This is a genomic window from Fructilactobacillus sp. YLN 2412 (genome assembly GCF_059488745.1).
The window spans coordinates 1,387,132-1,404,314 of sequence record NZ_CM183165.1 but is presented as its reverse complement, the minus strand read 5'-3'; the positions used below and the strand labels follow the sequence as shown (position 1 = coordinate 1,404,314).

Annotated in this window: 9 protein-coding genes; 8 read left to right on the top strand and 1 reads right to left on the bottom strand. The window is 33.0% G+C overall.

Features of this window, described 5'->3' with window-relative positions:
• Positions 1-62: 62 nt before the first annotated feature.
• The 7 genes from AC0GLR_RS07025 (at position 63) to AC0GLR_RS06995 (ending at position 15,276) form a co-directional block, all read left to right on the top strand.
• Positions 63-626 (top strand): NAD(P)H-binding protein, encoded by a 564-nt coding sequence (locus AC0GLR_RS07025; protein WP_495604737.1) that lies wholly within the window; start codon positions 63-65, stop codon positions 624-626.
• An 8-nt stretch (positions 627-634) separates the two neighbouring features.
• Positions 635-4,201, top strand: a complete 3,567-nt coding sequence (locus AC0GLR_RS07020; protein WP_495604736.1) for a PD-(D/E)XK nuclease family protein — start codon at positions 635-637, stop codon at positions 4,199-4,201.
• Positions 4,194-7,916, top strand: coding sequence for a helicase-exonuclease AddAB subunit AddA (addA, locus tag AC0GLR_RS07015; protein WP_495604735.1), 3,723 nt, complete (start codon positions 4,194-4,196; stop codon positions 7,914-7,916). The genes AC0GLR_RS07020 and addA overlap by 8 nt, the downstream gene beginning before the upstream one ends.
• A gap of 660 nt (positions 7,917-8,576) precedes the next feature.
• Positions 8,577-9,482, top strand: coding sequence for a LysR family transcriptional regulator (locus tag AC0GLR_RS07010; protein ID WP_495604734.1), 906 nt, complete (start codon positions 8,577-8,579; stop codon positions 9,480-9,482).
• Between the two features lie 96 nt (positions 9,483-9,578).
• Entirely contained in the window at positions 9,579-14,111 is a 4,533-nt protein-coding gene (locus AC0GLR_RS07005; protein ID WP_495604733.1) for a MucBP domain-containing protein, read from the top strand.
• 183 nt (positions 14,112-14,294) lie between these two features.
• On the top strand, positions 14,295-14,816 hold the full coding sequence (locus tag AC0GLR_RS07000; protein WP_495604732.1) for a GNAT family N-acetyltransferase: 522 nt from the start codon (positions 14,295-14,297) through the stop codon (positions 14,814-14,816).
• A gap of 1 nt (position 14,817) precedes the next feature.
• A complete protein-coding gene (locus tag AC0GLR_RS06995) occupies positions 14,818-15,276 on the top strand; it encodes a MarR family winged helix-turn-helix transcriptional regulator (RefSeq protein ID WP_495604731.1) in 459 nt (152 codons plus the stop codon).
• A 40-nt stretch (positions 15,277-15,316) separates the two neighbouring features.
• Here AC0GLR_RS06995 and AC0GLR_RS06990 read toward each other — a convergent pair whose 3' ends face one another.
• The gene (locus AC0GLR_RS06990; RefSeq protein ID WP_495604730.1) at positions 15,317-15,580 is read right to left on the bottom strand and encodes a hypothetical protein; all 264 of its coding nucleotides are present in this window, start codon (positions 15,578-15,580) and stop codon (positions 15,317-15,319) included.
• 214 nt (positions 15,581-15,794) lie between these two features.
• On the opposite strand from AC0GLR_RS06990, the gene AC0GLR_RS06985 reads away from it, so the two are divergent.
• Entirely contained in the window at positions 15,795-17,156 is a 1,362-nt protein-coding gene (locus AC0GLR_RS06985; RefSeq protein ID WP_495604729.1) for a cytosine permease, read from the top strand.
• The last annotated feature ends 27 nt before the right edge of the window (positions 17,157-17,183 follow it).

Sequence of the window (17,183 nt, the reverse complement as noted above, 5' to 3'; positions counted from 1 at the left end):
TTTATATTTTTTGTAGAATTCAATGTTAAAATAAAGTTATTAAATGAGGTGTTTATTTTATAATGAAGAAATCGGTTTTAATTTTAGGAAATAATCCTGCGGCTGATATGACAGTTGAAAAATTAAATGAAAAACAGCAATATAACGTAACCCAGATTAACCAAAAAGATTTTACAGCATCTGCAACTTATCTTAATTTAGACCCTAAAACTAGTATTATTGTTTCTTTTATCGGACCTCAGGATGTTGATTTGGCAATCCAAGAATTATTTGATGCAGTTCGAGAACAACAGATTAAAATTGAACACTTTATTATGCTTTCAACTGCGGGCATTGATAATGAAGTTACTGGAAAACTTGATTATCCGGGGATAAAAGACGTTGCCGAATATTTACGTGAGCAGCGCTATGCCATCAAGATTATTGATGAGGCAGAAATTCCCTACACAATTTTTCGGTTAGTTAATTTAGTAGTTAAGAAAATTGGAGCTGGTTACATTATTAATGAAGGGAAACCAGTCCCAAATGGAAATGTTTCATATGAAACAGTATCTGATTTTGTGTTTCAATCTATTATACAAAATAAATTTATCAATCAGTCAGTCGCGCTTTTAGAAGATAGTTAGGAGAAAATATGACACTGCAATTTATCTTGGGTAAAGCTAGTGATAATCATTTTGAAAAAGTAGTTGATAATCTACAAACTGGGATTAAGCAGGAACCAAATGACAAATTTTTTTACGTAGTTCCTAATAACGTAAAGTTTGAGTCTGAATTAAATACTTTGAAACGATTAAATGTGAATGATAATAAGACTTATGCACAAAATCAGGTACAGATTTTTTCTTTTTCCCGTTTGATTTGGTATTTTATGCATAGTCATCCCGATTATCAGTTGCCACAGTTATCACAAACGGCTATCAATATGATTATTTATCAAATTATTGAAGACAACGAAGAAAATTTAACTATTTATCGTGGTGAAGGCAAACAAGCTGGATTTATCCAACAAGTTGCAGATCAAATCTCAGAATTACAACAAGGAAATGTTAGCCCTGATGATTTGAATCGCATGGCGGATTTAGAAGCTAATGTCATTAATCCAGAACTTCGAAGCAAGTTACACGATATTAGTTTAATTTATCGTGAGTTTTTGCAGCAGACGGATGGTCAATACATTTATAACGCCGCAACTTTTGAAATGTTGAATCAATATTTATTAGAATTACCAGCAGCAGAAATTTCCAAGATGCATTTTTACTTTAGCAATTTTGAAAATTTTAGTGCTCAAGAACTACAAATTATTCAAACCCTGATTCAGCGATCTCATGTGGTGATGGATCTTAATTTGGATCATAAATATGATCAAGAAATTCCTAATGAAACTGACTTTTTCTATCAATCAGGGAAGTTATATTATTATCTATACCAATATGCTCGCAAAAATTCACAGGTCTTGACAGATCAATATGCTGGTCCTCGAGAACTTACCCCTGGTTTAAAACAGCTAGAAGATTATTGGATTGCTAGTAACGAAGTTGGAACTCCAATTCCAGCGTTTAAAGAGCAAAATTCCAACATTCATGTGACTGAGACTAATACAAGTTTTGATGAATTAATGCAGGTAGCCATTAAAATTAGACAATTAGTAGCAACTGGTAATTATCGTTATTCTGATTTTTTGGTAGTGGCTAGGCATCTAGACCAATACGAAAATATCATTGACCCGATATTTTCGATGCAACAATTGCCTTACTTTACAGATATTCAAAAACACATGGATGATCATCCGCTAGTCGAGTTATTAGATGATCTTTTTTCGATTTATCGACCTAATCGTGCACAAAATTATCGTTACGACGATATCATGGGCTTGTTGAAGTCAGAATTACTAATTCCTCGAAACGCTAGTGGCAAATTTATGCCGATTAAAAAATATCGACGTTATTTAGCCTTGTGTGAAAATTTAGTGTTAAAAAATGGGTATCAAGGAAAGCGCTGGCTGCAGCAAGAAGACTGGCTATATGCGGCAGCATTGGATACAGAAACTGGGATCGTTGTAGACAAAAACAAAAAAATCTCAGCTGAGATTAATCAGATTCGTCATTTTGTTAAAGATACTTTGCCCCCTTTTTATCGTAAAATAAATAAAGCCAAAACAGGGCGTGCAGCCGTTAAAATCTTATATCAGTTTTTGGTACAAAATGGAGTTCCCGACCAGTTGAAAAATTGGCAATCTCAAGCAACGGAAGCGGGTAATCTACAAGAAGCCGGTCAAGCGGAACAGGTTTGGAATCAATTTTGTCAATTATTAGATGATTATGTAACGGTTTTAGGTGATCATGAATTTGTGATGGATGATTTTTTGGATTTATTGAAAGCCGGGTTTGTGGGAGCAAGCTATTCTCAAATTCCGTCAACCTTAGACCAAGTAACGATTTCTGAAACAGGACGAATTCATCTAAATGATAAGAAGATTACGTTTGTGATTGGTGCCGACGATAATAATATGCCGGCTAAAGTCGACAATAATAGTTTATTTAATGATGCTGATCGTGATCAGATGGATGCCAATTTAGAAGACGACCAGTATTTGGTTGATACTAGTGAAACAATGATGGTTGGGGAACCATACGAAGATTACTTAACCTTTTTAAATCCTGATGATGAACTTTATTTTTCCTATAACCTTGGTGGCGATAGTGCAGATACAATTCACCAGATTTCTCCGTATGTTAAAAGAATTCAGGATTATTTTGGTATTAAAACAGAAAAATTTAGTGGGCGTCCGACTGCTGAAGAGAAGGATATTAGTCAATATGTAGGCTCTAATCGGACATCTTTAAAGTATTTGATTCAAGCAGCGTTGGCTAGCAAGAAAAATAAACAGCCGCTAAATTCCGCTTGGGAAACGGTTAAGCAACAGTTAGAACAACATTCGGATCGGCAAATCAGAGATTTAACCAAGAATCTTTTAGGTAGTCTAGATTATCAAAATAGTCCGAAAAAACTGCGACCAGAGATTATTTCTGGATTATATGGAAATGACATTGTGACATCAATTTCCAAACTGGAAGAATTTTACACTGATCCATATGAGTATTTTCTAAAATACGGCTTGAAATTGCGTGAACGGGATGAATTTGAGATTAGTCCGGCTAATACTGGTCAGTTTTATCATGAAGCACTTGATCGAATTGTAAAGGAAATTAATAAGCAGCAGCTTCAATTATCGGACCTAACCGATCAAGATGTACATGAGTTGGTTACAGAAATCACTTCTAAGATGATCGAAGCGGATGTGAACTATCAATATGAGATATTAAAAAGTTCGCAACGTATGAGTTACATTACGAGTCAATTAGTGGCAACTGTTAATCAAATGGCATTGACAATGCGAAACCAAGCACAACATGTCAACATGAGACCGAAAAAAACGGAAGTTGCGTTTGGCCCAGGGCAAAAATATGCACCATTGCATTTTGATTTGAATGATAAAGGTCAACAAGTTAATGTCCAGGGACGGATTGACCGAATTGATGAAATGAAAGTTGATGATACTGATTATCTAGGAATTGTAGATTATAAATCTGGTAATCGGGATATTAATTTATCAGAAGTTTATGATGGAACTTCAATGCAGATGATGACTTATTTAGATGCAGTCTTGCAGAATATTACTTCTTTGAGTGATAGCGAGCAAGCCGAGCTAGCAGGAGCGCTTTATCTGCATATTTTTGATCCTATTTTGAAACCAGGTGAGGTTAAGAATTGGAATGAACCTAAACAGATTGAACGAGAACTTTTAAAAAAGCACAAATATAACGGTTTATTAGTAAGTGATAAATCGATGCTGGAAAAAATGGGCGATGGAGATATAAGTGCAATTTATCCATTTGATTTTAAGAATAATGGTGATTTGAAAGCCACTAGTAAAGTAATTACTCGAGATGATTTGCATTTGATGCTGCGCCACACAGAACATTTGATTCAAAATGCAGCTAGACGAATTTTTGCAGGCGACATTCAGTTAGCACCGGCAAAATACGAAAAACAATCACTAATTCAATATTCTCCTTATAAAGCAATAATGCAATTTGATCCAATGCTTAGAGAAAATAATTATCGTGAAATTCAAAAATTAACAGATCAACAAATTTGGGACTTATTAAGAAAGGAGGCAGGTGAAAAAAATGAGTAAACAATGGACGCCGGGACAATCCCAAGCAATTAATGAAGATTTTCAAGGGAATACCTTAGTTTCAGCTTCAGCCGGTTCTGGGAAAACAAGTGTGTTGACCCAGCGAGTAATGCGGAAAGTTAATGATGGAATCGATGTTGATCGGTTGCTGATTGTAACCTTTACCAATGCTGCTGCTAAAGAAATGCGGGATCGAATTAATGACGCCTTGCACGAAGCAGTTAATGAAGCTCATGATCCAGAGCAAAAACAATTTTATTTACAACAGATTCGTAAATTAACCACGGCTCATATCGAAACCATGGATGCTTTTTGTCAGTGGCTGGTTAAAAAATATTATTATGTAATTGGGCTAGATCCCGATTTTCGGATTCTAACCGATCGTAGTGAATTAGGGATGATTCGAGATAATGTGTGGGGCGATGTACGTGAAGATTTATATGCTGATGATCAGGATGGCAGTTTTGCAGCATTAACACGTAATTTTTCCAATGATCGGACTGATGACGGGCTTACAGATGTTTTAATGCAGTTGTACGACTTCGCCAATGTAAATGAAAATCCAGAACAATGGCTGAATCGCCTAGTTAATTTTTATCAAATTGACGGTAATTTATCTCACAGTAAACTCTATCGTCAATACTTGTTGCCAGCAGTTCAAAATAAAATTGAACAATTGCTCAGTACTTGGGAACAAATGCTGGATAAAGCTAATCAAGCTGGAATAGCTAAAATTGTTGAACTTTTAGAAAAAGAAATTAAACGTCTGCAGGATTTAAAAACCACAGTTGCCTCGGATTTATCCTGGGATGATATTCGGCACAGCATAGTTGACTTTCAATGGGAAAAAAGAATGCCGACAATTAGTAAAAAAGATTTAGACGATGATCAGCTTGAAGTTAAAAAACAAATTACTGATATTCGTAAAAATGCTAAATCAATTTTAAAGAAAGTAATAGATGATTATTTTTTTGCTGATGAAAAAGATAACATCAATACGATTGAAGCAGCGCAAAAATTGGTCCAAAAACTAACCGAAGTTGTCCAAACTTTTCGACAAAAGTACGCAATTGCTAAAAAGAAAAAGCATGCTTATGAATTCATTGATATTGAACATTTTGCCTTACAGATTCTAACTAGTGATAGTGACGAGGGACAAAATATTCGGCATGATTTTCAGCAATATTTAAACGAAATCATGGTAGATGAATATCAAGATAATAATCATTTGCAGGATGCCATTTTGAAGACCATTAAAAATCCAAAACAGGAAAATATGTTTATGGTGGGTGATGTGAAACAATCTATCTATCGTTTTCGGTTAGCTGATCCTCAAATGTTTATGGATAAATTTGCCAAGTATCCGCAAGACGAAAATAATACTTTGATTACTCTTCCTGACAATTTCCGGTCGGTTAAAAACGTGGATGATTTTACTAACCTAGTTTTTTCACAGATTATGGATCAAAATTTGGGAGAAATTGATTATACTGGCGATGCAAATTTGAAGTTTGGTGCACGTGATTATCCAGATGATATTGATTCGAAGACGGAAATCATGTTGTACAAAGATGATGAACAAAATTTGGATACGGAAAACAGTGACCAAATGAATAATGAACAGCAACAGGTTGAAATGGTTGCCGAAAAAATTGATAAGTTAATTCAAGATCATTTCCAAATTTATGATCGTAAGAAGCAAACAACTCGTGATATTCAATATGGTGATATTGCCATTTTATCTTCTACCAAGCGGAATAACTTTGATATTTCAAATTTGTTTGCAGATCATCAAATCCCAGTTACGATCGATGGATCAGAAAGTTATTTTAAAACAACTGAAGTTCAGATTATGATTTCGCTACTGCAAATTATTGATAATCCATTTCAAGATATTCCAGTGGCAGCAGTACTACGTTCACCAATTGTGGGAATGGATGAAAATCAGATGGCATATTTGCGGATTACCCAACGAATGGGTAATTATTTCCAATCTGTTTTGGATTTTAAACAGCATTACGGAGATCATGAAACAACTGAGTTTGGTAACATTGTGCTACAAAAAGTCGATTTATTTTTAACTCAATTGCAAGATTTTAAGGATTATGCAGTTATGCATAGTCTAGCAGAATTAATTTGGTATATTTATGATCAAACTGGATTTTTGGATTACGTTGGTGGGATGCCAGCAGGGAAAAAACGCCAAGCTAATTTGCATGCTTTGTATCAACGTGCGGAAGAATACGAACGAAATGGATTTAAAGGTTTGTTTGCTTTCGTTCAATTTGTAAAGCGGTTGCAAGGCCGCGATGAAGATTTAGCGGAAGCAACTGTAGAAACTAATCCAGATGCTGTGTCTGTAAAAACTATTCATGGAAGTAAAGGTTTGGAATATCCAGTTGTCTTTTTGTTAGACGCTACTCACGGTTTTAACCGCATGGATATGAGAAATAGTTTTAATTTAGATGATGACTTAGGAATTGGAATTCAATACTACAATGTCAAACGGCATGAAAAAATGCCAACATTACAATATCGAGCGATTTCTAATTTGGCAGAGAAAAGGATGCTAGCCGAAGAAATGCGGAAGCTATACGTAGCGTTAACTCGAGCTAAACAAAAGTTAATTATTACCGGGATTGCGAAGCATACCAGTAAAACAGATAGTGAAACGCAAATGGTTGAAAGCTGGAATAAGGCAACGCAAAGTAATTCATTAGTTTTGCAAGAATCTTTACGAAGCGGGGCTAATAATTTTATGGACTGGATTGGACCAGCGCTCGTACGCCATCCACTTTTTAATCAAGAACTTAATCAAGCAAATGATACTGATTTTTTAAACAACGATGATACTGATTTTAAGATTGAATTTCTAGATAAAAATGATTTACAGCAAACAATTGTAAGTAATACAACTAAATCGAAAAATGAATTAAAAACTGAGTCAGTTAATCCAGAATCCATTAAAAAAATTATGGACTTTGAATATCAATATCCGGATGCAACCCGAACAACTGCTTATCAGTCAGTTTCAGAAATCAAACGACAATTTGATGATCCTGATAATATTGAATTAGCAAGTGTGACAGATACTCATAATTTAGTGTTAAAAAACACCCGTTATAATAACGATACGTTTGCACAGCCTAAATTTATGCAGTCGGTAGCGGCACCAAGTCCAAGCGATATTGGAACGGCTACTCATTTAGTTTTACAAAAAATTGACGTTTATCATCCAGTGAATAGTAATGTTGTCCAAGAGTTAATTGCAAAGTTAGTTAATGAAAAATTATTAACCCCAGAAGTTGCTAAGAAGATTGATATTGATGCAATTGTTGCATTTTATCAAACTGATGTTGGTCAACAAATTTTGACTCATCCAGAGAGATTACATCGTGAAGTACCATTTTCATTAATTATTAATGCCAATCAATTATTTTCTGAATTTAAAAATGATTCTGAACAAAAGTTGTTAGTACATGGTATTATTGATGGATATTTGGATGATTCTGACAAAGGACCAATTATTTTTGATTATAAGACGAGTTTTGTAAATCCTAAAAATCCCGGTCCTGATATTGAAAAAATTAAAGCCCAATATGAAGGGCAAATTAATATTTATGCTAAAGCATTACAGGATATTTTGGGTAGAAAAGATAAAATAACAGAAAAATACTTGTATCTGTTAGCAAATCAATCGTTACTTAAAATTTAAAATTCAAATCATATTTTTTCATACCCAAAAGGTCTCAATAAAGTTAGACAAAAACTAACTTTATTGAGACCTTTTGGTTTTATAATCAATTTATTTTTAATTATATTTTAATTTAAGATTTATTTATATATTAATGTTATACTAATGAAAATTTGGAAAAATAGTCTTTCTCTTTGTGTTCGAAAAAAAGAAACAAATGAACCAAAAGATTATTCAGCTGATGATGATTAAAAGAATAAAAATGTACTTTTAGCGCCTCATATTGCTATTAATATAGTTGAACGTATGAGTAGACTATTTTATGGTGCTGCAAGTAAAGTTGTTAAAGCATTAAATGGTGAAAAATCATTATGGAATTTTGAGAAATAAATAATTGAAATTATAAATTAAATTTCTTTTTATGTGTTTGATGGTAATTATTAGTTATTCATTTTATTAGCAGTAACTAATTAAGGGAAAATATCCAAGTTGACTTTTGAGTTATTGTTTGATTTTCAAAAATGTTTTGCAAAATATTTTAGATAGTATAAAATTATATATTTTTCAATATCCAACTATAACTAAATCGTTTATCTGTTCTAGAGTTTGACTATTTTGGGTATGTATTGATACTTTGAGTTTAATATTGTTACTTTGATTTTTTGAGGACAAACCAATATTTTGAAAAAAGATGTTATGAAATTACAAAATTTAAAGTATTTTGAAAAACTAATTGAACTAAAAACTTACAGTAAAGTTGCAAATTTTTATAAAGTTTCACAACCATCAGTTTCACAAGGTATAAAACGGTTAGAAGAATATTGTGGATCACCGCTGTTTGTTCATTTAACGAATCCTGCAGGAGTTGAACTAACTGCATTGGGAGAAGAATTACATAAACATGTAAAAATAATAACAGAGCAAATGAATTTGATTGATGGAACAATTGATAAATTAAATAACTCAAAAGTCAGCATTGGTATGCCACCTTTAATTAAATTGTTTTATTTTTCTAAGTTGGTTTCTGAATTAGATAGTACCTCAATAAGAATCGATCCTGTCGAGTCTCCATCTTATAAACTATTGAAACAGTTAAAAGATGGCACTATTCCACTTTCGCTTGTAGAATCAATATCCCCTTTGCAAGAAAGTGAACTTCATTCTGAAGTAATAGGTAAATATAAATTTAAGATTGTTATTAGTAACAATAATCCTTTGGCAGCCAAAAGTTCAGTTTATTTTAAAGAACTTGCTCATATTCCATTCATTGGTATGCCAAATAATACGCTTCAAAGGAAAGTATTTGAAAAATTAGAAAAAGATTATAATGTTTACCCACCGATTGGCTATTCTATTAACAATTTGTCATTGATAAAACAACTAGTTGCAAACGATGAAGGTTTTTCTTTGATAATTGGGAACCTCGGATTTGATAAAAGTAATTCTGAGACATCTTTTTTGGAGTTAAAAGATAATGAGTTGCCATATTTATATGTATCGTTAACCTATCTGAAGATTCATAAATTAAATGCAATTGAAAAAAAGATAGTTAATGTTATTGTAAATAAACCGATATCATCACTATAAGTAAATCTTTTGTTCAAGTCAGACTTTGACTATTTTGATTTTTAAGTGATATTTTAAGTCTAATAAATGTTGTTTGAATTTTTAGGAGGAGTAGGTATGTTAAATACTAAGAGTAACGAACCAACAAAGTTGCACTTTAAGATGTATAAGGCTGGTAAAATTTGGCTTTTTTCAGCTATTGCAACTTTTTCGCTTGGAACTGGGTTATTTGTCGGAACCGATATCAATATTCATGCTAGTGATACAATTACTAATGAAAAAAATGGTGAACAAGAATCTGCAAATCAAGACACAAATAATATCAAAGCTACTGATGTTAATAAAGTAAATACAAGTAATCAAACTACTGATAATAAACCAGATGTGAATAATGCTCCTGTCACAACTTCCCATTCTGATATTAACGAACAACAAAACAAAACTAATAACGCCACTACTCCAAATAGTGATACTGGCTTTACAAAATCAGTGGTAACAAATAAGCCAGAAACAGATAATAATGTATCTAATACTTCATCAGTTCCTAATCAAAGTAAAACTGATAATTCTCAGCAAACAACAAATGTTGCTTCACCTAATCAAAACAAAACACAAGATAATACTAATGTATCTAAAAATAGCAATAATGCTAATATTTTTTCTCAAGAAAAAGAAAACACAACAAATGACAAAACTTCTACTTCAGAAAATGATATAAATCAATCTAATACTATTGATGATAGTGTTAAGCAAAACAATGTTACAAGTGACTTATCAGATGATAGTAAAGACGATTCTAAAACTACTGTTTCAAAAAATGATGCAGCATCAAATAATAATATAAAAGAACCTAATTCTAGCAATGCTCAAATTGCTAATACACATGTGACAACTGATGATCAAAAGAACAAAAATGTTATTTTGGCAGCTCAAAATGATAATTTACCTAATGGGATAGATATTAGTAGCAATGAATTAGCTAAACCACAAAATAATAATTTTAATCAGTTTGGAACATTGAGTGTCATAACTAATGTCGTTGTAACTAATACAGATGCATATATTAATCCAGGTGATCAAATAAAATTTAACATTGCTAACAGTGAAGATGCTGGTAGTGATGCTTTAATGAAGCAAGCCATAAATTGGAACAAAATTTTAGTTACTGGTGGAGACGAATATGGTCATTGGTCAGTAAATAAAGATGATGGGACAGCAGATTACATTTTTGACAAGCAAATTTCTCTTACTACTGGAAGTTTTTCATTTACTTTAAATGTACCTTTTCAATCTGCCCCTAACACATGTGGAGTTAATTTTTCTGAATTTTTTCAACAGGATAAGAATTCTTATGAATTAAATAAATTTTATTATGGATATGTTCCGGTACCTAATAACGTTTCTCCAAATCGAACTCAAGCACCATCAATGCTTTCAGGATTAAATTATGCGACTGTTAGTCCATATACTGGGGCTTCTGCAAATGACTCTATTGGGGGGACTTATTCTTTAACTATTTATGATCCAAGTAAAGGTGATGAACCCAGTTGGTGTAATGTGATTTATCCGACTAATGGTGCACCATCAGATTCCTTTAATACTTTAACTGGGAGAACATGGACCGTTGAAGTTAAAGGTTCTGGTGCTTCTTTTGATCTGAATGGACTTCGATTCGGCCTTCCCCAATCTGATTCTATTTATGCTTTAAGTTGGGCAGGGACAGCTGCTGGAAAATGGATTACATTAGATGAATTAAATCAATTGTTACCTGGAGTTAAAGTTAATTTGAATCAAATTAATAATGATGATGCCAAATTGAGTATTATTTTTCCAAATGGACCAGCTATTCAATATATGCAATTTACTGATAATTTCATTGCACCAAATGTAGCCGAAACCTACAGTGTTAATTTTGGCTATCATGATGATCAAAAGACAGATTCTAATAATTCTATTGATCAATCGTTTGTCTATGAAAATAATAATAATCATGGTTTTTTCCCAACCATCAATGCTGATGACAAAAAGATTAATGTCAGTGAATTTGATATTAATGATTTGTCAAATTTCTTGATGGACGGAGTAAGTGTTAATGATGTTCAAGATGGTTATGATAAAGATAAAATTGAAATTTATAATGATAGTTCATTAGAAAATGCCCTTGTTAATCATCAAACTGGAACCTATACAGTTACTTATAAAACTACTAATTCTAAGAATTTAACTTCATACAAAACTATTAATGTGGTTGTTTATGAAAATGAATTAGTTACGGATCAAACTACTACTACTTATACAATTCATTACGAATATGATAATGGAAATCCAGTTCTTGGATTAGCAGATAAGACTCAAAAAGCTACTTTCACTAGAACTGGTGGTAGAGACCCATTAACAGGCAATATTAAATGGAATGCTTGGAATACTACTGATAATACTAATGTTGATGTTATAAGTCCCCAAGTAAATGGGTATACTCCTAATCCTGGAGAAGTTAATGAAAAAATTATTGCGGGCCAAGATCAAACGATTGATGTAAAATACTTTGCTAACGATGAAACAGCCACTGTAAACTATGTAACTGCTGATGGAACCAAAGTGGGAATTTCAAACTTAAGTGGAAAATTTGGGGATAAAGTTTCCACTGTAAATAATATTCCTAATGGTTATCATTATATTAGTGGAGATAAATCATATACTTTCAATAACAATGCTAATCAAAGTGTAAATGTCACAGTTGCCCCTGACGAAGTTACTATGACTATTAATTACGTTGATGAACATCATGATAATCAAATCCTGAAAACAACCACAATTACTGGTGTTTATGGTTCGGATTATAGTTTAAATCCTGAATATCAAATTGAAGATCACAAGTACACCTATGGTGGAGAATCACCCGTTTCTGGGACTTTTACGCAAAATGGAATCATCAACTTGCCTTACTATCAAACTCCAACTGGAGTGATCAATGTACAGTATGAACAAGTAAACAATCAGGGAAATCCAATGGGGATCTTTATATTACCTCCAGCAACCATGAGCGGATACATTGGTGCTAACTATGATATTTTGGTTCAACAAGTTAAGAACTATAACTATCTCAGAGCATCTAATAATCTAACCGGAATTTATGGATACAATCCACAGTGGGTGACATTATTCTATCAATATGTAAATCCTTATACTAAGGGAGTAGTTAATGTTCATTATGTAGATGAAAATGGTAATCCGATTCAAAGTAACACTTCCATGAGTGGAAAGATTGGCTCTAGTTATGAGATTACCCCTCCTGATATCACTGGATATACCTTTGAGAAAAATGAAGGTAATTTAACTGGTCAATTTACCCCAGTGGCTCAAAATGTTACTTTGGTTTACAAGAAAAACGCACCGGTTGGGACTGGCGTAGTAAACGTAAACTACGTTGATGAAAATGGCAATCAAATTGCCGAACCGATAACTAACAGTGGTTCTTTTGGTAGTAAATTTAAAGAAAGTCCCATTAACATTACTGGTTATACTTACGTAAAAACAGAAGGGAATGCGACCGGGATTTATGGACAAGATGCTCAAACAGTAACGTTTGTTTATCAAAAAAATACTCCGGTAACTAACGGGATCGTTAACATTAATTATGTTGATGAGAACGGAAATCTGGTTGCCAACTCCACCAGTCTAACTGGAACCATCGGTACTGCTTATCAATTCACTCCCAAACAGCTTGATGGCTATACTTATGTAAAAGCAGAAGGTAATTTAACAGGACAATATACTGATACAGCGCAAAATATTACCTTGGTTTATCAAGCAAAAACTACCCCAGTGATCAATGGAACTGTAACGGTTAAATATGTTGATGAACAAGGTAATGAAATTAAGACGATGCAAATCTTAACTGGTAAAATCGGCAGTTATTACCATCTTAATCCAGTTGAAATTACTGGCTACACCTATGAAAAAACTATGGGGAACCTTAGTGGTCAATATACTAAAGATGAGCAAATAATAACTTTGATTTACAAAAAAGATGTAGTTTCAACTGTTACCATCACTTATGTCGATCAAAATGGTAATCAATTAGCTCCTGAAAAAACGATTCAAGGTAAAGTTGCTAGTAAATATAACGTTGCTAGCCCAATAATTGCAGGTTATACTACCAAGCAGATTATGGTCAGTGGTGAATTTATGCCAGCAAACAAGAATATTCAAGTCGTTTACCATCAATTGGATAATCCGGTAGTTCCTCCAACTGATAACAACGGAAATGGTTCTCAAAATCCAGCTGAACCAACTAAACCGACTGATGATAATGGTAACAATGGTTCTCAGTCTCCTACTGAACCAACGACTTCGCCTAATGATGGAAGCAATCTTCCTGCAACTAAAACTAACAATCAATCTAATGAAGTAACACCTGAGATTTCAGAAAACAATGGAAATACGCATCACGTTAATTCATCAAGCGATGAAGCTCAAACTACCACGACTGAAACAGCTCCAACCACTTCTACATCTAATAAAGCAACTGCTTTGCCACAAACTGGTCAAGACAAGGATAATAGTTTGTTAGAGATGATTGGTGCACTCTTACTTTCAGTTTTAGGAATCTTTGGTTTAAATGGTTTCAAAAAGAAAAAGGAAGATTAATTTGAATTAATAATAAAAAGCGTTTCGTAATCTCTAATGATTATGGAGCTCTTTTTTATTATTTTATATATTAGAGTATTGTTATTTAACTAAATATCGGTTAACTTATCGATTATATATATTTTAACTTTTGTTGCATTTGCAACCTAACTTAAATTAAAATGAATCTAAGAGGTGATAAATATGGGGCAACTTGAAATTAAAAAAATTTCATTAGCACAATTAGCTGAATTACAAAAAATTAGCCGACTTACCTTTGCTGATACATTTGGTGCTGCAAATACGGAGGCGGACTTAACTAAATATCTTGATGAAGCATATAGTAATCATAAATTAACAAAAGAGTTAAATAATCCCAAGTCATTTTTCTATTTTGGCTACATTGATCATCAACTAGCTGGTTATTTAAAACTAAACGTTGATAAGGCACAAAGTGATAATGTAAGTAGTAATAGTTTGGAAGTAGAAAGAATTTATATTTTGCCAGCTTTTAAACGTCATGGATTAGGTAAAAAATTAATTGAAGTTGCTGAATCAATTGCTAAACAAAAACAGAAAGATAACCTTTGGTTGGGAGTGTGGGAAGGCAATCCAAAAGCAATTGCCTTTTACCAAACTCAAGGGTTTGAACGCATCGGTCAACATACATTTGTGGTCGGTGATGATCCGCAAACCGATTATTTAATGGAAAAGAGCATTAAATAAAATGGCAGAAGTTGATATTTTAAAACTAATTACTGAAATTGAACACGGTTTATCATCAATTGCTAATAAAGAATTTAAAACGATTGGTTTAACTAAAGGAAAATTTCAGTATGTTAATCGAATTGCAGAAAATCCAGGCATCACTCAGGCAGAATTGACGGAATTATTAAAAGTTGACAAAACTACTGCATCGCGTGCCATGCAAAAGCTGCTTGATGAACAATTAATCGTAGGCAAATTTAATGAAAATAACAAACGACAAAAACAGTTTAATTTGACTCAAAAAGGGGAACAGGCAGCGAACTTTATTGCATGTGAAAATGAATATTCAGCCCAACAAGTTATAGCTGGATTATCGAAGACAGAACGACTGCAACTTCAAAAATTATTGACAAAAGTTGCTGAAAATACTGGTAGTGAATGGGAAAAAGTTAAAAACGGATTTAAACGCAAGTATTAAAAAAGTCCTAGAGTACATTAACTTGTACTCTAGGACTTTCTTATTCAGTCACACTTTGATTAGCTTCGGTATTGGAAATAGCAATATATTTATTTTTACGTTTGGTAATAAAATAAACATAGGAACCAATTGCATAACGACCTAATCGGTCAGGGCCAGTTACGATAGCACGACTAACTTTATCATTAATCTCGATTACATCATTACCAATAACGTTAGCAATAATCTGACCGCGATCATTTCGAATGCCAATCTTTACCATCCCGATACTTTGACTCTTATAAAACGGTTCTTCAATCGTCATGAGAGTTACCTCCTTCTAATGTAATTTTCAAAGAACATGCTAAACAATTTAGCAGCTTAATTATAACATTACTAATCTAAATAATTGTTGAAACTGACTTTAGAAATTAGGTTTATTTTTCAACTTTTAACTTGTGCACAATTCTGTTATACTTAAAAAAACGATTATTGATATAAAACGGAAACAAAATGTTAATATTTTGGAGGAAACTATATTGAATAATAGTAAATATGCTTTTAAACCTATCCCGGATAGCGAACGAAATATGACTTATTGGGATATGTTTGCTACTTGGTTTGGTGCTAATGCCAATAATGGAACGTGGTTTATTGGTGGAGTAATTGCCGCTTGTGGTTTGATAGGCGGACTTGGTGCAACTTTAGTTGGAGGACTGATTGCTTATATTTTCTTGAGCATGATGGGATATGCTGGTTACGAAACTGGTGCATCGACCACGGTCCTTTCCCGTGGATCATTTGGGATTCGTGGGAGTATTATTCCTACATTGATTAACATCACATTATTTCTAGGTTGGACAGCAGTTAATACATTTATTGCTGCTACTTCTTTGGCATTTATTTTCCATAGTTTCTTTGGATGGGCATTGTTTGGTCATCCAGGTGGTAACTTTGGGATTATTGTCGGAATCTTAGTGATGAGTGTGTTACATGTTTTGAGTATCATTGCGGGTCAACGTTCGGTTCAATTAGTAGAACGAATTGGAGTTATCTTAGTAATTATTTTTGTGGTTTTAGAAACAATTGTAGTTTTCAAAAATGTGTCATTATCTGATTTAGCTCATTATCGTTTGCCTGCTAATGAAAAGATGCCATTTGGAGTTGGAGTTGATACGATTGCTGCTGCCAGTTTAGGCTGGGTTATGGGTGGAGCAGATTTTACTCGATTTACCCGTAAAAAACATATCGCTATCAGTGCTCCTTATTGGGGTGCAATGTTAGGCTTACTAAGTTTTACTATAATTGGGATTTGTACCACGATTAGTGTTGCAATGACTTCTGGTGTTTATGATGCCAATAATTCTGATCCTAGTATTATTGCTAACAAATTAGGTTTAGGCTTTATTGCTATGATTGTTATTGTTTTGACGAGTATGACTGCCAATGCCGTTAACATTCAAGCAGGAGCTTCAGCATTTAAAAATGTTTTTCATAAGGTTAGCTTTAACAATGCTTTGATGATTATTACGATTTTATCAATGCTATTAACATTAGTTCCTTTGATTAGCGGGAGTTTCTTAGCTTCGTTTATTGCCTTTTTAGATTATACTGGCATGTTGTTAGGACCTATCATTGCAATTATGATAATTGATTATTTTATTTTGAACCGTAATCATTACACGGTTGCTGATTTATCTGATGCCAATGGTAAACTTTGGTATCATGATGGATTTAATTTGGTCGCATTAGCAGCGCTAATTATTGGAGTTATTTTCTATCTTTTGATTAAAAATCTAAATATAATTAAAGATACGATTGGAGCAACTTTTATTACAATGGCAATCGTTGCGATTGTTTATTATATTGGCAGTAAAGTATTTGATAAAGATGATAAGTAAGATTGTTATCTTCTGTTAGTATGTTAT